This window comes from Rhodococcus sp. NPDC078407, from assembly GCF_044542515.1.
Taxonomy (GTDB): domain Bacteria; phylum Actinomycetota; class Actinomycetes; order Mycobacteriales; family Mycobacteriaceae; genus Rhodococcoides.
Genome location: NZ_JBITUQ010000002.1, coordinates 172,411 through 190,751 on the forward strand (window position 1 = coordinate 172,411; position 18,341 = coordinate 190,751).

The following is an 18,341-nucleotide window of genomic DNA, read 5'->3' on the forward strand; positions in this document are numbered from 1 at the left end:
GTAATGCCAATACTCCGGGACCATCCGGTGAGGACGCTGAACTCCCGCTGCCAGGTTCCTGTGAGCCCGGGGCGGTCGGTTTTGCGTACGAGGAAGCTAAGGCTAACCTACAAGTCCGATCACCGACATACAGGACATTTCATGATTTCTCGCTTTGCCGTTCTGCTCACCGCCGCAGTGGCCGCGTCTATCGCGCTCGCCGGCTGTAGCTCACCCGAGGCATCCGAGGCCCCGGCCGACGCGTCGACGACCGGTTCGTTTCCGCTGACCGTGCAACACATGTACGGCGAGACGACCCTCGACGCCATACCGGAACGGGTGGTGACATGGGGATTCGGCACCACCGATGCGGTGCTCGCACTCGGCGTCGTACCCGTGGCCATGCCGTCCGCCGAGTACGGCGGCGGAGACGATCTGATCTACCCGTGGATCTCCGATGCCATCGACGCGAGCGGTGAGCCGGCACCTGTTCTGCTCGACAACATCACGAGTGCGCTGACGGTCGAGAAAGTCCTCGCCGCAGATCCGGATGTGTTGTTGGCACCGCACTCCGGCTTGACCCAGGCCGAGTACGACGCGGTGACCGACGCAGGAGTGCCCGTCATCGCCCCTCCCGAGGAGCTGTGGTCGACGCCGTGGCGCGACGTCATCACCACCACCGGTGACGTTCTGGGTGTCCCGGACCGTGCGCGTGAGCTGGTTGCCGACTTGGATCGCCAGGTTCAGGACGCAGGCTCGCAGCATCCTGAATTCGACGGCCGTTCGATCGCGTACGTGTCCGAGGCCGCGGACGTGTACTACCTGCTGTTGCCCTCTGATCCTCGGGTGGAGTTGCTGGAGAACCTCGGCTTCGTCTCGCCTGCATCGGTGACCGACCTCGCGACCGACGACGCCACTTTCTCGACGACAGTCTCGGCGGAGAACGTCTCGAAGATCGACGCCGATGTGGTCTTCACTCAGGTCGATACCGACAGTGCGCTACAGGAGTTCGTCGGTTCACCTGTCTCGCGCCAGATCCCGGCTGTGGACGCCGGAGCGGTGGCAGGATTCGTCGGACAGGAAGCCGGAGCTGCAGTGGGTCCGACGGCACTGTCGATTCCGTACTTCCTGCCGACCTTGGTCGATGGACTCGCGGGCGCTGTGAACAACGAAGGCTGAACGGCCGGCTCAGTGAGGTGCGTCGGTCACCATTCGGTTGCGGCCGTCGCGCTTCGCGCGGAACATCAGCGCGTCGGCTCGGTCGAGGGTGTGGCGGAGTCCCTCGTTGGGCCGCTGCAACGTGTAGCCGGCGGAGAAGGTCACACCCGACGGCGCGGTGGCGGCGGCGAGAGCCTCCAGTGATCGGAGGGCATCGCGACGATCGCAGTTGCGCAGAGTGATCACGAATTCCTCTCCGCCCCATCGTGCCAGGAGTCCGTCCTCGCCGATGCACTCGCGCGCAGTCGAGACGAAGTCGCGAAGCAACGCATCGCCCGCAGCGTGGCCGTGGTTGTCGTTGAACTGTTTGAAGTGGTCGAGGTCGAGAACCGCGACGACGGTGGCGACCGAATCCTCGTCGACCACCGACACCGCGTAGTCCGACCAGCCGCGACGGTTGAGGGCTCCGGTCAGTTGATCTGTGCGCGACGCCAGCAGAATTCCGTCCTCGACCTCTTTTCTTTCGGTGATGTCGAGGACGGCGGCGAGCGTCCACTCGGCGTCGGCCGGGCCGGTGAACGGAACCAGAGTCAATAGCACCCAGCGCATGTCGCCGTCAGGTCGAACGAACCGCACCTCGACCTTCACCGGTTCGTCGGCGGCCGTCCCGGCGGCCATCAGATCCTCGACACTGCCGTGGAGTGCAAGGTCGTCCGGGTGCGTGTGCACCATCGCGGATCGACCTATCAGTTCGGACGGGGACAAGCCCACGAGGTCGCAGTAGGCGGCATTGACGTCGACGAACAATCCGTCTTCGTCGGAGAGCGCTTGGGCCACGGGGCTCGAGGCGAAGATGCGCCTGTACCGATGTTCCTCCACGACGCAACGACCCGCTTTCTCCCCTTCCCGTATCGAGAGTCTAGTCCAGGTCGGGTCGAGCCTCGAGAGCTGTCAGGACCGCGGTCGGTAACAAAATGGTACGGATGTACGACTTTTGGGAACCGATGGACGTCGGCTGCCGTTGTAGTAGTCGGAAGTAGTCGACGGCAATGGGGAGTTTCGATGGAAACGAAGTGGCGAGAAGTGACGAGCGCTGAGTGCCAGGATGATTTCGACGACCTACTCGAGGTGTGTGTCGAGATAGCTGCCGAACGCATCATCGAGAACTGGGGACTCGGCCCGGTGGCGGTCGTCAATCACATGTCGCTCGGGCAGAGTGTCTTTCGACCGGAGGACGAGGCCGATACGGCGTCGACCATTACGGCCCAGGAACAACTCGTCGGACGGTTGCGTGCCGTCGCAGACGAGGTGCGGTCGTACGCCATCGTGTTCGACGCGACCGCTGAAGGGGCGTCGAACACACATCTCGAGGTTCTGCTCGAACACCGCGAGTATGCGATGCACATTCACGTCCCGTACGTGATCTCCGATAAGAGAACCTTCGATCTCGGACCGATGAAAGCGTCTGTGGGACGGCAGCTTCTGTGGGGTTGAAGCGGTCACCCGCGGGTGTCGAGTGTCGGCGTCAACGAACCATCGATGACGACTCGGTCGCTTATCTCCGTGGGTAGCCCTCTGCGGTTTGGCACTCTCTCACGCCGAGTGCCAAAATGGAGGCACATTCTTTGTCTGAAAGGAGTAGACAGTGACCGTCACCTCATCCAACGTCGATACACACGAGTTGGACGAAAATATGCCGCCGACCTGGTGGAAGCGGCGCATTCGTACCCGCGCTCAGGTGACCGAAATCGCCGTCATGCTCGGCGCGCTGTCGATCGTCTCGTTCTGGGCCGCCGGGCTCGGAATCGCCGCTGGCCTGATTGCCGTCGTATCCGCATTGTGGGCCGATCGCAGTCCCGATCTCGAAGGGGAGCGTGCCGATCACTGGGATCTGGCGCTGGCCGTCGGCACCGGGATCATCGGCATCATCGTGGGCGTCGGATTTCTGGCGATGGTGTCGTAGAGCGGCTTCGTCGCACGTGCGCGGTAACTCGTAGCCTGCTACGAAGTTCTATGCACGACGTGGGTCGCGAAGGCCGGTCGACCGCAGGATGGTCGGCCGGTTTCGTCGTTTCGAGACACTTTTCGCAAGTATCTGCGACGGTCCGTTGCACTAACAAGATTTATGTGTGACGCTGTGTTGCGTACACATTCTTCGTTCAGCTCGGACGCAGGCGGAAGGACCACCATGACTGCAGTCGACGACTCACGAACGCTCTACCGAGAGACCTTGCACGCGCTGTCGACGGCATCGGTGCACCAGCACTTCGACGCTTTTCTCGACATCCCGTGGGACGAGCCCGAGTACGCGATCGTTCCCAACGACCCGCGCTGGGTGCTCCCGGATGAGGACCCGCTCGGTCACACCGACTGGTACAAGTCGCTTCCCCTGGACCGGCAGATTCACATCGGCATGTATCGCCAGGCCAGCATGGTCAAGGTGGGGTTGCAGTTCGAGCAGATTCTCATCAGCGGCCTCATGCAGTACGCCCTGACGCTGCCCAACAACTCACCCGAATTTCGGTACTCGACGCACGAGGCCACCGAAGAGTGCCACCACACCCAGATGTTCCAGGAGCTGGTCAACCGCATCGGCATCGACGTGCCGGGCGGACCCGCATGGTTCCGCAAGATCGTTCCGACGCTCACGGTGTTCGCCAGCCGATCCGCGCCCTTCGGATTCTTCGTCGGCGTACTCGCGGGTGAAGAGCCGATCGACCACATGCAGAAGGGCGTTCTGCGCGGCGGCGCTGTCGGCCACCCGTTGGTTCAGCGCGTGATGCAGATTCACATCGCCGAGGAAGCGCGCCACATCGGCTTCGCGCATCAATACCTGCGGTACAAGGCCCCTCGCCTCGGCCGCTTCGAGAAGGCGTCGATCTCCATCCTGACGCCCGTCATCATGCGACTGCTGTGCGACGTCATCATGAAGCCCAGCAAGCAGATGCGACGCGAACTCGACATCCCCGACGAGGTGGTCGACGCCGTCTGGTGGAACAGCGAGCCGTCACGAAAGGCATTGCGCGACACCTTCGGTGACGTCCGAATGCTCGCTGGAGAACTGGGACTGATGAACCGCGTCTCGAAGCGAGTGTGGCGCGCCCTCGGCATCGACGGACGGCCCTCGCGCTACCGCAGTGAGCCGTCTTTCGGCTGAACTGATTGTTGGGGGAGCGAGCGTTTCCCGATGGTGAGGCTGAGCGCATCGAGTTCGGCCAGCACCGCCGTGGCAGCCCAGATCTGGTTGCGCTTGCTGGCTGTCAGTACCTCGAGCAACCCTGCCTCCGTCAGTCGAGCGAGGGCGCGATAGGTGCTCGCATCGGTGGTGCCGGTAATCCGGCTCGCGGTGTCCGCGTTCAAGATCGGGGTATCGAGTAAGGCGTCGATGATTGCTGCGTCCGCAGAATTGGCGCGGGGTCGTGCGATGGCGCGCCAATATTCGGGCAGTTCGGCCAAGGCCTGTGCGGAGTCCTGGGCGGCATAACTCGACACGGTGGCCGCGTGCGCAACGTACTCCACGAATTCATCCGCGTCTCCGGCGCGGTAGGCGGTCAGTCTGTCGAAGTAGCGGTCGGTGTTCGCGAGCATCACCGACGCCAGAGGCACCGTCACCCGTTCGGTCAATCCGCGTCGACGCAGAATCGCGCTGATCAGGGCGCGGCCGATTCTGCCGTTGCCGTCGGTGAACGGATGGATCGACTCGAATTGGGCGTGCGCGATGGCAGCCTGAACGAGTATCGGCACATCTGTTCGATTGGCGAAGGCGAGCAGATCCGCCATCAGTTCGGGGACGATCTCGGGTGGCGGTGGGACGTACAAGGCATCGATCGGCGTGTAATCGCTACCCCCGATCCAATTCTGGACGTCGCGCACAGTGCCCGAATTGCGTGCGGTGTAAAAGTCCGGTGCCATCAGCAACCTGTGTGCGGTCGTTATGTTGTCACCGGTGATCGGACCTACGCTCGCGGCGTCGACCATTGCCGCCAACGCATGCACGGCGGCGAGCTGAGACTGGGCCTCGGCGTTGGACTTACCCCCGGCGAACGCCTTCCCGAAAGCTCGCCAACCGGCGTCTATGTGTTCGATCTTCGACGACGCCACGGACTCGCTCCGGAGCAGGAAATCGGACAGAGGTGCCAGGTGCTTTCCGAAACCTGACTCGAGACGTACGACAGCAATGATCGCCTCTTCGTGCGCAAGGGCAACCGAGCCGGACAGATCGCACTGCGTTCTGCTGATCATGGGTGGTATGGACACGTCGATGTGGTCCAGTGTGCGATCGGCGCGCGAACCTTGGCGTCGACTCGGCTGCCAGTTCCGCGTTTCGACGCGATGTGGAGACCAGATCATCGGTGCTCCGATCGTCGACAAACGTGACCAACTGGATCCTTATTGTACTTTGTAGGCTTAAAAGTAGACTACAAATTCATCCAGAGCGTCGCGCTATCGCGGTACGTCGTTCGGTTGAGTTTCTCGGGCACCTTCGAGCGGGACTGATTCTAGAGGGACTTGTGGAATCGCGATGCCGCGCGATGCACCGAGTCCCTTGACCTGTAGCCAGATGGTGTCGGCCAGGAATGTGGCGAAATGGTCCAGGCCGGTGCGTAATTCGGTTTGCCCGTTCCAACTGCGTACTGCGCCCATACATCCCGAGACCAGCCCGGCCACCCACGGCCGCACCAACGACCAATCCTCGGGCGAGAGATCCGCGTTCACGAGCGCAAGAAACGCTGCGACGCTCACTTCCAACTGCTCGGCCAACATCGCGTTGGTTTCTTCGAGGGGAGTGGGCGATTCGGCGCTCACGTCCTGCTCGACGAAACGCGTCCACGCGGGATGTTCGGCCACCCACCGCACGTAGGTGCTCACCACGCGATGCACCACATCGCGGGGAGTGCCGGTCAACTCGAACGAGGTGACGAGGGCGGCCGTCAACTGATCGCAGATGGCTCGCTGAATGGCGGTGTCCAAGTCGGTGCGATCCCGGAAATGACGATAGAGCCCGGTGCGATGCACTCCGGCCTCCGCGGAAATCTGAGCGGTGGTGAGCCGCTCACCGGGAGCGATATCCCGGGTCAGCACCGTCATGGCGGCTGCGATGATATGACGTCGACGATCGGTGTTGTGCTGTTCCCAACGCCGTTTGCGGCCGTCGGACTTGGGGCGTGACCCGCCGTCGCTCATGGTGCATGTTCTCATGCCCGCACTGGTCGAACCGTCAGATGCTTCGTTTACGCAGCGCGAAAAGCACACCCGATGCGCCGATAGCGATGACGACGACCGCGATGATCCAGATCGGGAAGCCGCCGGAGTCTGCTGGGTCTTCTGCGGCTTCGGGTTCTGCGCTGTTGGTGAAGTCCAGGTTCGTGGCCGGCGGCGTTGCCGCGGCAGGGGATGCCTGGGTGAGCTGAAACGGGATGCTGCCGGTGATCGGATGCCCGTCGGCCGAGACCACGCGGTAGCCGATGGTGTACTCGCCTGCCGCGCCGAGGCCGTCGAGATCCAGGCTCACCGTATCGCCGTCGACGACGGGATCCGATGCACCCCATTGGCTTTGGTCGGATCCGACGACGGTGACGACGGCGAAGTTCTGCTGCACGTTCTGATTGAAGGTCAACGTCACCTCGTCCGGCGCGACGTCGAGCACAGCGTTCTCGGCAGGATTGCTCGATTGCAGAGTCGCGTGGGCCGACGCCGGAGTTACGGACAGTGCGGTTGCGACGAGAAGAGTGACTGCAAGTGTGGCCAGGCGTTTCATCGAATGCTTCCTTGCTAGTCGTGTGGAGGTTCGCCGGTGACCTTGTGGTCGGCGAAGTTCAGGCCCTCACGCACGAGGCGGGACAGGTGCCCGTCGGCGAGGCGGTAGATGACGTTGCGACCGTCGCGTCGTGTCTCGACGAGTCCGGTGAACCGAAGCTTGGCCAGATGCTGGCTGACGGCGGTACGCGACGTTCCGGTGGCGGTGGTCAGCGCGCTGACGTCCGCCGGACCGCGGTCGAGGTACCAGAGGATATGGAGCCGAGTGGGATCGGACAGCATCCGGAAGGTGTCACTGGCCGTCGCCAGGCGGGCGGAATCGGGTTGGACGGCATGGTCAAGACTGATGCGCGGTTCCTTCTTCGGTGGCATCGAACGTCTTCTCCCTACGCGGAGACGGCGACCGGATCACGGGAGCGACTCCACAGGCGTGCTGCGGACAGTGCCGCCAGTGTAGCCAAGCCGGTGAGCGTCGCAGCCGCAGTGAACTGGCCGAACAGCGCCCCCACCCATCCCGCGACCGGATAGGTGACGAGAAATGCCGCGTGGGACAGCGAGAACTGCGCGGTGAAAATCGACGTGCGGGTGGTCTCGTCGGATCGACGACGCAGGATCCTCGCCGACGGTGTGCTGATCATCGACGTTCCGATGCCCAATATCGACCACGTCGTCGCGAGAGCGATCCAGGCCGGAGTGCCACCGCTGAGCGTCGACACTGCCGTTGCCGCGGTGGTTCCCGCGACGGCCACGCCGGCTCCGAAAAGCATCAGACGGTGGTCGTCGGTGAATTCGAGGGCTCGCGGGATCAACAGTGCTGCAACCATCGAACCGGCACCGTAGAAGCCCAGCGCAACGGCCAACGAGCTGCTGCCACCTCCGAACAGATCACGCACGTAGACCACGGAATTGACGGTCACCAAGGCCGTTGCTGCGGCGACCACCATGTTCAATGCCAGCAAGCCCTGCAGTTCATGGTTCTTCACGAAGGTGGCGATGCCGTCGGTTGGGCTCGTGCGTTCGGCTGCAACATGTTTGGGTAGACGAGTGCCGAGCACCATCACCGCTGAGACGACGAAGCCCAGCGCTGTGCCGACGAAGATCGTATGAAAGCTGATGACTGTCAACAGAGCCGCAGCGATCAGCGGGCTGACCAGAGATTCGAGATCGTAGGCGAGCCGCGACAACGCCAGGGCTCGGGTGTACTGGCGTGTGTCGGGAACGACCGAGGGGATGACGGCCTGAAAGGTGGGCGTGAACGTCGCCGACGCCGCCTGCAGCACGAAGATCAGGACATAGATCTGCCAGACCTGATCGACGAACGGCAGCGCGAGTGCGGCGAGTGCTCTGATGGCATCTGCAGTGACGAGTACGAATGTGCGGGGGAGCGCGTTCACCAGAGCCGAAACAACCGGCGGGACAAATACATACGCGATCATCTTGATCGCCAGAGCCGTACCGAGGACGGCTCCGGCGGAGCTGCCGGCGATGTCGTACGCGAGGAGGCCCAGAGCCACCGTCAGCAACCCGGTGCCGACCAGCGCGACGACCTGTGCGGTGAACAGACGTCGAAATGCGCGGTTGGCGAGGAGCATTCTTGGACGGTACACACATGTGCGCACATGCGCACTCACTGTTGCTGTCGATGGAATTGCAACAACGCGGTTCCACCTGCGGTACCGTGCAATCGGTCGGTTGTATCGAACATTCAGGGGTGGTTCATGGCCGATCGATACCTGCCCCCGGAGGGCAGTGTTTCGCGAGCTGTAAACCAGTTGCCGTCGATGATCTCCAACTGGGATACCGAGCTCGTCAACGTCTTTGCCAACAGGGCGCACGCCGAATACTTCGACATCGAGCCGGCACAGATTGCCGGTATGCATGTTCGAGAACTACTCGGCGAGGCACTGTACGAATGGACGCGGCCTTACATCGTCGCTGCTCTCGCCGGGGAGCAGCAACAGTTCGACACTGCGATAGTCGACATTCACGGAACCGAGCACGTGGTTCAGGCCAACTACGTTCCGGACATCATCGACGGCGAGATCGTCGGATTCACGGCCATGATCGTCGATGTCAGCCGGCGAGCCGAAGCCGAGCGTCAGCGAGACCGAGCGATCCGACTGTTCGAGATAGCGTTGGAGAACGCTCCGATCGGCAAAGCAGTTCTCACTGTCGACGGCCGCTGGCTGCAGGTGAACAAGGCGCTGTGCGAGTTGCTGGGATACACCGCAGAAGAATTGCAGCAGAGGACGTTTCGTGATCTGACGCATCCCGACGACCTACCACTCGCCGACATGCACCTCGAGGGAATGGCCGACGGAACTGTCACCACCATGGCTTCCGAGAAGCGGTACATCCGCAAGGATGGTGCCACCATCTGGGTGCAGCGCAACGCGACCGTAGTGCGCGACGCAGAAGCCGGCGACGTCATCATCGCCCAGATCCAGGACATCACCGAGCGCAAAGCCGCCGAGGCGACACTCGAACGCCAACTGTTGATGGACGACCTCACCGCCCTGGGGAATCGCCGACGACTGATGGCCGAGCTGGAGGCATTGAGGACGGCACCCGACGACCGACCAGTGGGAATGCTGTTCGTCGACGTCGATGGGTTCAAATCCATCAACGACCGTTACGGACACGTAGTGGGCGATCGCGTGCTCGTAGCCATCGGACGGCGAATTCTCGACAACCTGCGCGCAGACGACGTGGCCTGCCGCATCGGCGGAGACGAATTCGTTGCGCTGTTGCACACGGCCCAATCAGCCAAGGGAGTCGAGCGCCTCACCGACCGAGTCCGCACACTCCTCGCCGGGCCGTACACCATCGACGGAACCGACATCCCGGTATCGGTGAGCGTCGGATGGAGCTGGGAACCGACCACCGACCCGGACCGGTTGCTGCGAATCGCAGACGAGCGAATGTACTCGTCGAAGCGGGCCTGAGTTTTCGAATGAATGTGGATGCCAGTCGGTCGGCTAGGGGAGGCTCGGCGGCGGTTGCCGGTGGGATGTGGGGTCGGTGGGTCGGATTGTTTCGCAAACGCGCACGCATTTGCCGGAAAAGCCTGGTTTACGAGTCGAATGGGGCACTATTTCGCGAGCGTTCGGCAAACGCGCGCGCGTTTGCGGGGGTGGGCGGGCGGACAGTACCAGTCGACGAACCGTCGTCTTCTGTTTGAGTTACTCCTGTGGAATGGATCGCGAAGGAATTATGTGTGGCCGCCGTCAGCGGTGCGGTTACGGCCGCGGTGGTGATGCTGCCGATCGTCGTCGACGGCCGCTGGTGGAACTTGACTCTTCCCGTCATCATCGGTGGATTGTGTGGATTGCTGGTCGGGCTCGTCGCGGTTGCCGGCGGGCGCTACGCACTGCGGACCTCGGTGTTCTGGCCACCGCGTAGTCGCAACCGATGGCGTCATCGATTCGGGCTGTGCTCCGCTGCGTCGGTGGTGTTGCTGTTCGGAGCGCTGTTCGCCTGGGGCGTGGCAGCCTCGTCCGGGGGATCGGGACTACCGGGATCGATGGTCGCGCTGGCAGTACTGGGAATTGTGAGCTACTTGTTCGCCTACCTGCTCGCGCCGGTGCGCACTACCTAGGTTCGCCTGCAGTCGATTCGATAGGCGATAAAGAGGTACAGCAATCCGGTGATCGCGCCGCCCAGGCATCCGACTGCGATGTCGAGGGCGATCGAACCGTAGCTAGCCACGAGTTGAGCCAGGAGGAATCCGACCGCCACAGCGGGAACCAGTGCGAGAGCGTTGATGTAATCGCTACGAGAAGCGCCGCTTTTCTTGCTCAACGGGCCGGTCATCACGTACTCGCGAAACGTTCGCTGATTCGACACGTCGATCCTTCTGTGGTGCAGTCGGTACGGCAACAATATACCGAGCGGTCGAATTTCGTTCAGGTGAGGCGGTGAAGCATGCGTGCAGTGGTGTTCTTCGTAGTTCTGGGCGTTGTGTACAAGTGGCCGTTGTTCGGAGACAGTCCCGGTGAATGGTCGGCGCTGTCGCAGGGCATCGTCTTCGGGGTAATCGTGAGCACGGTCGCGACGCCTGCAGGCTGGAAGGCAATCGGCCGCATCAGAAGTCGACTCGATGGCTCGTACAGATCTTCAATGTGAGTCGAATCGGGTGCAGCTGACCGCGCTCAGCGCGGCTGGCTGCACCGGATTCGGTCGACCGTCGAGGTAATCTCCGCGATTACGCGATCCATCCGCTCGGTGAGGTCGAACCAGGTGTAGCGGAGAACCGTCCAATTCGGCGTGATGTCGTTCTGTCTACTTCGATCCCGTTGAAATGCGTCGTGATCGGAGTGATACGCCCAACCGTCGATTTCGATCGTGACCATCTCCGCGACGAACGCGATGTCGAGTTGGTATCCGCCCCAACGAAAGTTGGCCACCCAGCCGCGGATACCGCGCGACCGAAATTCGCGAGTCAGCAGGCGCTCACCCTCCGAGCGGGCACCATCGGCCGCGACCTTCAGCAGCCGCTTCGCTTCGGAGGCTCCGGCGCGGCCCGGGTTCCGGACATGTGATCGCCACAGTCCCTCGAGATCGGTGTGTCGCTGCAGTGCTCGATCCATGATGTGCGCATTGCCGATCGACGCCTCGAGAACGGTGAGCTCGAGCGACGTCACTCGAATCCCGCGACGCTCGACAATGTCCGTGCTGTGAATGTCGCGTCGGCGAATCCGGCACCCCTGAGCGCGGCTTCGCCCCGTGCGTGGAGTGGTGACCAAGATGATGCTCGGTGCCTCGGAAATCACTTGATGCCAGAATGCTGCCGCTTCCCCGCTGAGCACGGCGTTCGTTCCCGCACCCCACACCGCACAACGAATACGGGCATCAGCGGTGAACGGGCGGTCTGCAACGAAGTACACCCCACGGTGAATCGCTTGCCAGGTGCCCCTGCGTACCAAACGGTCGACGGCATCGGCGCTCAGGCCACAGATCGCCGCCTGGGCACGGGTGATCACGCCGTCGTGCTGCGCCGGCCAATGATCGAGCATGTCCACTTGGACGTTCACTGCGTCGAGGCGGTTCCACGGGCTCAATCGTGTGCAAGTGACCGCGCTCAGCGCGGCCAGCTGCACACGATTCAGTTCCCCATCAGTGGTGCATGCGGTTCACATTCCATCGGTCTTATTCCCAACGCAATTCACCGTCGACGACGGTTGGAGTTCGGCCGTCGAAGGCCTTGCCGGTTTCGAGGCTGTCGGCCAAGTTGGTCAACATCGCGCTCAGCGATGGCCACTTGGGGCCTTCGCCGTCGGCATCGACCTTCTCGAATTCTGTGACGCATCTATGCAGAGGGCCCGGCCGAGCGTCGACGAACAGCAGGTAGCCATCGGCTCCCGCGAACGGAAGAAAGTAGGGCAGATAGGTCCCGACGTAATCTCCAGCGGATGTATCGGTCTGCGGTTCGGCACCCATCTCGGCGTCGATCTCACCCCAGATGTCGAGCTCGAGCTGCCTCTCGCTCACAGCGCGGTTCAGGTCGAACAGCTCGTGCGAGGGAAAGATCGATACCCAGTTCTCCCTGGGAAAACCATTGACGAGACGGAAGAAAGTCGTCAGTTCCTCGGGCCACAGACCGCCGGTTGCGCGCATTGCGTCGGCAACTTGGTCCTCGGTGGCACCGGCGATCGAGACGGACTCGAGGTTGTCGCCGAGCCATCGAGAGACTCGACCCCATTGTTCGGCAACCGGACTCGGTGATGCGGCCGGGTTGATTCCGGCGTCGTACTCGGTCTGTTGTTGGATTCGTCGTCGCAGATCGTCTTCGCCCGCGCTACTGCTGCCGTCGGTGGTTGATACAACCTCCCCGTCGCCGATTCGATAGTTCCTCGAGGGGGTGAGCGGAGTTCCGTCATCCGCGTGCGTCAGTTCGCGACCGGCCCGTATCGACTGCGTAACGGCTTCGTCCCAATCCGAAGCGTCGCCTGTGCGAATTGCACTACTGACGGTCTCTGCACTCCGGGCCGATACGAACCACTTCATCCGAGTGTTCTCCTCGTGTTTTGAAGGCGTCGATTATGCGCCACCGTGATGACCGCGACTGGGATGGCAACTGGCGCAAAGAGGATCGTGATCGTGATAACGATCGATGGCCAGGGTGCGGTGTAATCCCACGTCGCCTGCGAGACGATTAGCGCCGCGAGGACAGCCAGGGTCTGTGCTGCCACACGGAGCGCTTTGGTTGCGAGTAGAGGACGAACCGCGAACTGTCCGACGACCACCGGCAAATAGTGACCTTCGTTCACGCGCGAGAGTTGTCTGGTCGCGACCGTCATCACCGCCGCAGCGAGTGCAGCGACGACAAGCCCGACAAACAGCATGCCCGGTTCCAATCAGAAGCCGAGATCGCGTTTACGACGCTCGCGCTCGGGTTGTCGCTGCTCCTCGGCGCGTTCCCGGCAGCGACGCAGGAACTCGTCGTCGGCCGCAGAGTTCTGGGCGGCCTGCCGACCGGGACGCGCCTCGTACTCCGGATATGCGGAGTTGCCGGCCGTCCGGTAGCCGGAACCGTCGCCCGCACCGCCCCAGATGCCGCCTCCGATCGGACGTCCCGCAAGCAGCCACGCGAGGGAGCCGGCCAACGGCAGAAACACCACCAGCAGAAGCCACACGATCTTCGGAAGGTATCGAATTCCACCGTCGTCGGCAGTAATCACGTCGATCAGGCAGAACACCCACAGCAGCATTACCAGCAAACCGATGTACGGCATCCGGAACCCTCCACGCTCGAGACCAGTCGGTCTGTTGTATCGAGGATCGTAGCGGGTTCGTCGGATTCTCGGTAGTCGTCACGGCGACGATGCGGCCGTCGATTTCCGGAACGTCGAGATCAGCGTGGCGGCCATCGTCGCCAGAAACACAGCAGGATAGGCGAATTGGACGGTGGCCTCGAACGCGGGCGACCCCTCGAACATGAAGATTCCGATTGCCTTGATGCCGCGATAGTCGGTGAAGTACCAGGCGATCAAAGGTGCCGTGACTGCAAGCGGCGCAAGCCAGCTCCACCAGGTGCGGTGTCGAACCGCGTGATCGAGAGCGACGATCGACAACGGTACGCACCACACCCAGTGATGTCCCCATGCGAAAGGCGAGACCATCGGAGTCGCGAGTCCGCAGATTACCAAGGCCAGCAACGTCTTCCCAGCATTGTGAGCGCGTGCAGCCGTCCACAGGGCGAGGGCGGCAACGGCGGCGGCAACGACGAACCAGACCATGAACGGCGGTGTGTTGCCCGGCCACAGGCGGGCGAGGGCTCCGTGAATGGATTGGTTCGCTGGGGAGGCGAGTGCTCCGATTCGCTCGGAGTCGACCATCGTCGCGGTCCAGAACTTCCAGGAATCTGCGCGAATGATCAGAAATCCAACTGCAACGGTGACCAGGAAAGCCGCAGCGGCAGTCGAAGCTGCACGCCACTGCCTGGTGGACAGGAGATAGAGGGCAAAGAAGGCGGGGGTCAGCTTCAGGCCGGCGGCAATACCCACGCCGATTCCGCGCATACGACTGTCTTTGCCGCGGCAGAGATCGAGCAGAACCAGGACGAGCAATACGAGATTGATCTGGCCGAGCCACACGGTCATTCGTACCGGCTCGAGCCAGGTGAACGCGATGGCCATTCCGGCACTCACCAGATACATTGTGCTGCCTCGGTATCCGAGTGCACGCCAGCTCAGAACCACAGTCGCATAGACCAACAGTGCATTGATCACCTGGAGCAGCGTCACTGCACTCGCCACGGAGAGCAGTGCAAGCGGGGTGAACACCAGAGCCGCGAACGGTGGGTAGGTAAAGGGCAAGCCGACATCGAACAGTGCGAACTCGTACAACGGCTGACCGTGTAGAACTACGTCGCCACCGTGGCGATAAACGATGGTGTCGATTCCATTGCCGAACAGGCCGAACGGGCCTGACCATCCCAGGAAGTACGCATGCGCTGTGATCGCGATGCACGCCGCGAACACCGACCCCGCCAGCCAGCGACGACCGAACCGATACTTCTGAGCGGAACCGACCGGAGTACGCGGGACAGCCTGTGCGCGTGTGTTTCCGGTGTACGTCTCACGAGCAACATGCACACGCGGCACGGATTCGGTGCGTTGTGACATGAAGCTGGACGACGTCATGGACGACACGATAGTCGCGGGTATCGATACTGGAAACGCGACACGGACTGATCGGTCGTTTTCGCTGTACTCCGCCTCGGCGAACCGGGCTCGAGGTCTGGATTTTCAGATCGAAGCAGGAGTGATGTTGCGATACAGGTTGATCGGCAGACACGCGGTCGGTCCGGTCAGGCTGGTGTCGCGGCACTCACTGCATACGACTCGACGACTGTCGTGGAATCAAGGTGGGGAGTGCCATTCTGAGAGGCTTCGACTCGTCAGTTCCGCTGAGTAGTAGTTCCATCGCAGTGCCGGCGATCTGATCGAATGCTGTGCGCACGGAAGTGAGGGGAACGGGCAGCAGCTGAGCGAGCGGAATGTCGTTGTACCCGACCAGCGAAATATCCTGCCCGACGGCCACATTGTGTCGATGTGCCGCAGACAGGACGCCGAGAGCAAGGTTGTCGTTGGCAGCGAACACCGCGGTAGGGCGCGCCGTGGCACCGAGCAGGTCGTGTCCTGCGCTCGCACCGGCCTCGATTCCGTAACCGGTCTCGATGGTCCATCCGGGATTCGGCGTCAAACCTGCTTCGTCGAACGCCTTCCGGGCACCGGCCAGACGGCCGACGGCACTGGACGTGAACAGAGGTCCGGTCAGAACCGCGATATCGGTGTGGCCGAGATCGATGAGATGGCGAACCGCGAGGTAACCACCGGTTTGGTCGTCGCCGATCGAGGACGGGCTCTTGCCGTCGGTTCGGAGGACCAGGACATGAGGAATGCCGTTCTCACGAAGATGGTGGGGAAGCGGGTCGTCGGTGCGACTCGTGGCGAGAACGATTCCGTCGACATTGCGTTCGAGGAGTGATCGAGCGGCATTCCACTCGTCCGTCGGATCGTCGCCACTGGTTGCGACGATGGCGTGATAGTTCTCCTTACCGGCGGCCCTGTCGACTGCCTCGAACATCAGCGCCATCACGGTGTCCGAAAGGCGCGGCACCAACACCCCGATCGTGGCCGTGGCACCCCGTCGCAGATTCGACGCGAAGGTGTTGCGTCGATAGCCGAGTTGCTCGGCAATCTCTCGAACTCGGACGGCCGTTGCGGATCGAGATGGCGCGACACGGTCGTCGAGCACACGGCTGACCGTGGAAATGCTGACCCCCGCGGCCTTGGCGACGTCGCGCAATGTGACGACGTCCGCACGCTCCTTCGAGAGCCCGTTTCGGGTGGGACGCATGCGTGGTTCCTGACTGATCGATGAGTCTCCTGACCCATCCGAACTTACAGATCCCCAGTCCAAGGCGCATGCAAACGTTCCAGGAACGTTTGCAATGGACGACGTTGGTAGCTGCGAGCCCCGTCACCTGGGCTTTCGATAGTGATGGTTGACACATCGCGGTCGCCGGGATTAGCGCCGTGCAAACGTTCCCAACAACGTTCCCAACAGTCTCTCGAAAAGGACGTAACCATGAATGCACTCGATCTCCGCGGACTCAGCCCGGCACCGATCACGCCCTTCACCCGAGACGGTGAGGTCGACTACGACGCGATCCAGCGCCTCGGCTCGTGGCTCGGAAGTGTCGAGGGAGTCAAGAGTCTGGTGGTACTCGGTCACGCGGGGGAAGGCACGTTCCTCACCCAGGCCGAGCAGGCCAAGGTCATCGGTGCGTTCCGCGATTCGGTGGACGGCAAGCTTCCGATCGTCGCCGGCATCACCGGCGAAGGCACGGCGGTATCCGTCGAGGAAGCCAAGCGGGCGGTCGACGCCGGAGCATCGTGCCGCCGGCGGTTGCGTTGGCCACCATCGACTAGAATGCGGCACCGGAGAGACCGAGAGCGAAGATCGTCGAACCGACCGGTCCGGCAATGGGTTCTGATGTCGGGGTACTGGAACAGGATCAGCGGCAAGCCCGATCCCTCGTACAGGGCCTTGTAGCGATCTTGCGGCGCACCGTCCTGGTAGCCGAAGCGCAGCCAGCCGTGCGAGGGGTAGACCAGCCCGGCCGATGCACTCCGACGCACTGGGCCGAGGAGCGTCGCCCAGCACCCCCACGGCCAAGGCCACCTGCGCGGCCATCCTGGCATTCGGTCTTGTAATCACGATCCTTTTCACCTCGTCCCCGATTCAACTGATCATCGTCGCCCAGGCTTTGACCGTGCTGGTGGCACCGTTCCTCGGCTTCTTGCTCTACGTGATGAGCAACAACCGCCAACTGATGGGTGACCTCCGAAACACGTGGTGGAAGAACGCACTCGGCGTACTCGGTTTTCTGTCGATCCTGTCTCTGTCCGGACTACTGATCTACGAACTTCTGACTCGGTAACCGTTGTAATCAAGGACATCCCGGGTGTGAGCTCACATGAGCGATCGCCCGGGATTTTCGGCATGCGACGCAGTCCATGCCTGGATAATAAGTGCGAACTGTCCGGCTACGGAACCTGATACTGCTATGCGGAACCTGGCGCATTGCAGCCCTGTCATGCTCTATCCCAGTATGATCCGTCCAAGCGCGCCGGCGGTCGGTGGGCTGAGAACACCTGCAGTGAATGTCACCGTCGAGCTAGGGCAAATTTTGGTGCGCAGCCTCACTCGAGAAATCCACCATGGTGAATGCAGAGCGCAATTGTGTTCGTGCCGAGTCTATTTCGGCTGTGTCACCCGCGAGGTGGTGTAGAAGGGCCCGCTGAAAGATGCCGTCGAGTAGAACGTACGCCGACGCCCGATCGAGAGACGGCGTGGTTCCGTGAAGCTCGCAGTATCGAGCCACCACCCGCCAGATCATGTCCACTCGACGCTCCTCGATCTCGAGCACGTCGCTGCGGAAGGAGCCGTCGAACAGGGCTTGATTTCGTAGGTCGTACCAGAGCCGATGGATGCCGGCGTCCGCGGCCAGAGTGGCGAAGTACTTCGCCTCGAAGTCCGCGTAGAGGCCCGCGGCGTCGACCGCGTTGGCGACCACCTCGTCGTACCGAGTGACGCAGATGGCCTCGTACTGGCGCACTGCGTGCGTGATGAGGTCCAACTTGTCGGTGAAGTAGTAGTGCAGCACGCCGTGCGAGTACTCGGAGTTCTGCGCGATCTCTCGAAGCGAGGTGCGCGCATAGCCCAATTCGGCCAGCGTATTCAGGGTGGCCTGGGCGAGTTCGGTTCGTTTGGACTCGAACTTGTTGCGAGCGCGCTCTTCGATACGCGCGCGCGGATCGGCCGTCTGTGTCATGGTCCGGGTCCTTTCCGCGCGTGGGTTTCTCCAGTGTATGCCCGTCGGCGCATTCACGGACCTCGGGATGGGCGAGTTCTGAACACTCGTCAAGAAAAAGCTT

The 18,341-nt window shown here is 62.3% G+C and carries 21 protein-coding genes and 3 pseudogenes; 9 read left to right on the top strand and 15 right to left on the bottom strand.

Annotated elements, in window-relative coordinates:
• The first annotated feature begins 141 nt into the window (after window positions 1-141).
• On the top strand, window positions 142-1,158 hold the full coding sequence (locus ACIGGF_RS03195) for an ABC transporter substrate-binding protein (protein ID WP_397520002.1): 1,017 nt from the start codon (window positions 142-144) through the stop codon (window positions 1,156-1,158).
• Window positions 1,159-1,167: 9 nt separating this feature from the next.
• Here the strand turns inward: ACIGGF_RS03195 and ACIGGF_RS03200 are convergent, their stop codons facing one another.
• The gene (locus ACIGGF_RS03200; RefSeq protein ID WP_397520003.1) at window positions 1,168-2,016 is read right to left on the bottom strand and encodes a GGDEF domain-containing protein; all 849 of its coding nucleotides are present in this window, start codon (window positions 2,014-2,016) and stop codon (window positions 1,168-1,170) included.
• 183 nt (window positions 2,017-2,199) lie between these two features.
• Between ACIGGF_RS03200 and ACIGGF_RS03205 the strand changes: the two genes are divergently transcribed.
• The 3 genes from ACIGGF_RS03205 to ACIGGF_RS03215 all read left to right on the top strand — a co-directional run bounded on the left by ACIGGF_RS03205 (window position 2,200) and on the right by ACIGGF_RS03215 (window position 4,294).
• A complete protein-coding gene (locus ACIGGF_RS03205) occupies window positions 2,200-2,631 on the top strand; it encodes a hypothetical protein (RefSeq protein WP_397520004.1) in 432 nt (143 codons plus the stop codon).
• 151 nt (window positions 2,632-2,782) lie between these two features.
• Window positions 2,783-3,100: a hypothetical protein gene (locus tag ACIGGF_RS03210; protein WP_397520005.1), complete on the top strand. Its 318-nt coding sequence runs from the start codon at window positions 2,783-2,785 to the stop codon at window positions 3,098-3,100.
• A 225-nt stretch (window positions 3,101-3,325) separates the two neighbouring features.
• Window positions 3,326-4,294: a diiron oxygenase gene (locus tag ACIGGF_RS03215; protein ID WP_397520006.1), complete on the top strand. Its 969-nt coding sequence runs from the start codon at window positions 3,326-3,328 to the stop codon at window positions 4,292-4,294.
• On the opposite strand, the gene ACIGGF_RS03220 is transcribed toward ACIGGF_RS03215, so the two are convergent.
• From ACIGGF_RS03220 to ACIGGF_RS03240, 5 genes are all read right to left on the bottom strand, one after another.
• A complete protein-coding gene (locus tag ACIGGF_RS03220) occupies window positions 4,267-5,487 on the bottom strand; it encodes a Fic family protein (protein WP_397520007.1) in 1,221 nt (406 codons plus the stop codon). The genes ACIGGF_RS03215 and ACIGGF_RS03220 overlap by 28 nt on opposite strands.
• A 93-nt stretch (window positions 5,488-5,580) precedes the next feature.
• A complete protein-coding gene (locus ACIGGF_RS03225; RefSeq protein ID WP_397520008.1) occupies window positions 5,581-6,321 on the bottom strand; it encodes a TetR/AcrR family transcriptional regulator in 741 nt (246 codons plus the stop codon).
• A gap of 34 nt (window positions 6,322-6,355) precedes the next feature.
• Window positions 6,356-6,895: a copper resistance protein CopC gene (locus ACIGGF_RS03230; RefSeq protein ID WP_397520009.1), complete on the bottom strand. Its 540-nt coding sequence runs from the start codon at window positions 6,893-6,895 to the stop codon at window positions 6,356-6,358.
• 14 nt (window positions 6,896-6,909) lie between these two features.
• The gene (locus tag ACIGGF_RS03235) at window positions 6,910-7,266 is read right to left on the bottom strand and encodes an ArsR/SmtB family transcription factor (protein WP_397520010.1); all 357 of its coding nucleotides are present in this window, start codon (window positions 7,264-7,266) and stop codon (window positions 6,910-6,912) included.
• Window positions 7,267-7,280: 14 nt separating this feature from the next.
• Window positions 7,281-8,486 carry an MFS transporter gene (locus tag ACIGGF_RS03240; protein WP_397520011.1) on the bottom strand — a complete coding sequence of 402 codons (1,206 nt, stop codon included), beginning with the start codon at window positions 8,484-8,486 and terminating at the stop codon, window positions 7,281-7,283.
• 126 nt (window positions 8,487-8,612) lie between these two features.
• Here ACIGGF_RS03240 and ACIGGF_RS03245 point away from each other — a divergent pair, with 126 nt between their 5' ends.
• Window positions 8,613-9,839: a PAS domain S-box protein gene (locus ACIGGF_RS03245; protein ID WP_397520012.1), complete on the top strand. Its 1,227-nt coding sequence runs from the start codon at window positions 8,613-8,615 to the stop codon at window positions 9,837-9,839.
• Window positions 9,840-10,111: 272 nt separating this feature from the next.
• Window positions 10,112-10,492 carry a hypothetical protein gene (locus ACIGGF_RS03250; protein WP_397520013.1) on the top strand — a complete coding sequence of 127 codons (381 nt, stop codon included), beginning with the start codon at window positions 10,112-10,114 and terminating at the stop codon, window positions 10,490-10,492.
• On the opposite strand, the gene ACIGGF_RS03255 is transcribed toward ACIGGF_RS03250, so the two are convergent.
• Complete coding sequence (locus ACIGGF_RS03255) at window positions 10,489-10,740, bottom strand: hypothetical protein (RefSeq protein WP_397520014.1); 252 nt, start codon at window positions 10,738-10,740, stop codon at window positions 10,489-10,491. The two genes, ACIGGF_RS03250 and ACIGGF_RS03255, sit on opposite strands and share 4 nt — an antisense overlap.
• A 78-nt stretch (window positions 10,741-10,818) precedes the next feature.
• Between ACIGGF_RS03255 and ACIGGF_RS03260 the strand changes: the two genes are divergently transcribed.
• Window positions 10,819-11,019 (top strand): hypothetical protein, encoded by a 201-nt coding sequence (locus tag ACIGGF_RS03260; protein WP_397520015.1) that lies wholly within the window; start codon window positions 10,819-10,821, stop codon window positions 11,017-11,019.
• Between the two features lie 26 nt (window positions 11,020-11,045).
• Here the strand turns inward: ACIGGF_RS03260 and ACIGGF_RS03265 are convergent, their stop codons facing one another.
• From ACIGGF_RS03265 to ACIGGF_RS03290, 6 genes are all read right to left on the bottom strand, one after another.
• On the bottom strand, window positions 11,046-11,927 hold the full coding sequence (locus ACIGGF_RS03265) for a type IV toxin-antitoxin system AbiEi family antitoxin domain-containing protein (RefSeq protein ID WP_397520016.1): 882 nt from the start codon (window positions 11,925-11,927) through the stop codon (window positions 11,046-11,048).
• Between the two features lie 115 nt (window positions 11,928-12,042).
• Window positions 12,043-12,900 carry a hypothetical protein gene (locus ACIGGF_RS03270; protein ID WP_397520017.1) on the bottom strand — a complete coding sequence of 286 codons (858 nt, stop codon included), beginning with the start codon at window positions 12,898-12,900 and terminating at the stop codon, window positions 12,043-12,045.
• Window positions 12,897-13,238, bottom strand: a complete 342-nt coding sequence (locus ACIGGF_RS03275; RefSeq protein WP_397520018.1) for a hypothetical protein — start codon at window positions 13,236-13,238, stop codon at window positions 12,897-12,899. Before ACIGGF_RS03275 ends, ACIGGF_RS03270 begins: the two co-directional genes overlap by 4 nt.
• Window positions 13,239-13,250: 12 nt before the next feature.
• On the bottom strand, window positions 13,251-13,628 hold the full coding sequence (locus ACIGGF_RS03280) for a PLD nuclease N-terminal domain-containing protein (protein WP_397520019.1): 378 nt from the start codon (window positions 13,626-13,628) through the stop codon (window positions 13,251-13,253).
• A gap of 78 nt (window positions 13,629-13,706) precedes the next feature.
• Window positions 13,707-15,038 (bottom strand): glycosyltransferase 87 family protein, encoded by a 1,332-nt coding sequence (locus tag ACIGGF_RS03285; RefSeq protein ID WP_397520020.1) that lies wholly within the window; start codon window positions 15,036-15,038, stop codon window positions 13,707-13,709.
• A gap of 187 nt (window positions 15,039-15,225) precedes the next feature.
• Window positions 15,226-16,257: a LacI family DNA-binding transcriptional regulator gene (locus ACIGGF_RS03290; RefSeq protein ID WP_397520021.1), complete on the bottom strand. Its 1,032-nt coding sequence runs from the start codon at window positions 16,255-16,257 to the stop codon at window positions 15,226-15,228.
• A gap of 231 nt (window positions 16,258-16,488) precedes the next feature.
• On the opposite strand from ACIGGF_RS03290, the pseudogene ACIGGF_RS03295 reads away from it, so the two are divergent.
• Window positions 16,489-16,797, top strand: a pseudogene (locus tag ACIGGF_RS03295) (dihydrodipicolinate synthase family protein); the annotation flags it as partial.
• A gap of 101 nt (window positions 16,798-16,898) precedes the next feature.
• On the opposite strand, the pseudogene ACIGGF_RS03300 reads toward ACIGGF_RS03295, so the two are convergent.
• Window positions 16,899-17,042, bottom strand: a pseudogene (locus tag ACIGGF_RS03300) (dihydrodipicolinate synthase family protein); the annotation flags it as partial.
• Between ACIGGF_RS03300 and ACIGGF_RS03305 the strand changes: the two are divergent.
• Window positions 17,027-17,344, top strand: a pseudogene (locus tag ACIGGF_RS03305) (divalent metal cation transporter); the annotation flags it as partial. The pseudogenes ACIGGF_RS03300 and ACIGGF_RS03305 overlap by 16 nt on opposite strands.
• A 237-nt stretch (window positions 17,345-17,581) precedes the next feature.
• Here ACIGGF_RS03305 and ACIGGF_RS03310 read toward each other — a convergent pair.
• Entirely contained in the window at window positions 17,582-18,238 is a 657-nt protein-coding gene (locus ACIGGF_RS03310) for a TetR/AcrR family transcriptional regulator (RefSeq protein WP_397520022.1), read from the bottom strand.
• Window positions 18,239-18,341 lie beyond the last annotated feature (103 nt).

Bases quoted from the DNA above. Each gene is read 5' to 3' on its own strand.
- ACIGGF_RS03195 (WP_397520002.1), top strand. From the start codon at position 142: ATGATTTCTCGCTTTGCCGTTCTGCTCACCGCCGCAGTGGCCGCGTCT.
- ACIGGF_RS03205 (WP_397520004.1), top strand. From the start codon at position 2,200: ATGGAAACGAAGTGGCGAGAAGTGACGAGCGCTGAGTGCCAGGATGAT.
- ACIGGF_RS03215 (WP_397520006.1), top strand. From the start codon at position 3,326: ATGACTGCAGTCGACGACTCACGAACGCTCTACCGAGAGACCTTGCAC.
- ACIGGF_RS03220 (WP_397520007.1), bottom strand. From the start codon at position 5,487: ATGATCTGGTCTCCACATCGCGTCGAAACGCGGAACTGGCAGCCGAGT.
- ACIGGF_RS03225 (WP_397520008.1), bottom strand. From the start codon at position 6,321: ATGAGCGACGGCGGGTCACGCCCCAAGTCCGACGGCCGCAAACGGCGT.
- ACIGGF_RS03230 (WP_397520009.1), bottom strand. From the start codon at position 6,895: ATGAAACGCCTGGCCACACTTGCAGTCACTCTTCTCGTCGCAACCGCA.
- ACIGGF_RS03235 (WP_397520010.1), bottom strand. From the start codon at position 7,266: ATGCCACCGAAGAAGGAACCGCGCATCAGTCTTGACCATGCCGTCCAA.
- ACIGGF_RS03240 (WP_397520011.1), bottom strand. From the start codon at position 8,486: ATGCTCCTCGCCAACCGCGCATTTCGACGTCTGTTCACCGCACAGGTC.
- ACIGGF_RS03245 (WP_397520012.1), top strand. From the start codon at position 8,613: ATGGCCGATCGATACCTGCCCCCGGAGGGCAGTGTTTCGCGAGCTGTA.
- ACIGGF_RS03260 (WP_397520015.1), top strand. From the start codon at position 10,819: ATGCGTGCAGTGGTGTTCTTCGTAGTTCTGGGCGTTGTGTACAAGTGG.
- ACIGGF_RS03270 (WP_397520017.1), bottom strand. From the start codon at position 12,900: ATGAAGTGGTTCGTATCGGCCCGGAGTGCAGAGACCGTCAGTAGTGCA.
- ACIGGF_RS03275 (WP_397520018.1), bottom strand. From the start codon at position 13,238: ATGCTGTTTGTCGGGCTTGTCGTCGCTGCACTCGCTGCGGCGGTGATG.
- ACIGGF_RS03280 (WP_397520019.1), bottom strand. From the start codon at position 13,628: ATGCCGTACATCGGTTTGCTGGTAATGCTGCTGTGGGTGTTCTGCCTG.
- ACIGGF_RS03285 (WP_397520020.1), bottom strand. From the start codon at position 15,038: ATGACGTCGTCCAGCTTCATGTCACAACGCACCGAATCCGTGCCGCGT.
- ACIGGF_RS03290 (WP_397520021.1), bottom strand. From the start codon at position 16,257: ATGCGTCCCACCCGAAACGGGCTCTCGAAGGAGCGTGCGGACGTCGTC.
- ACIGGF_RS03310 (WP_397520022.1), bottom strand. From the start codon at position 18,238: ATGACACAGACGGCCGATCCGCGCGCGCGTATCGAAGAGCGCGCTCGC.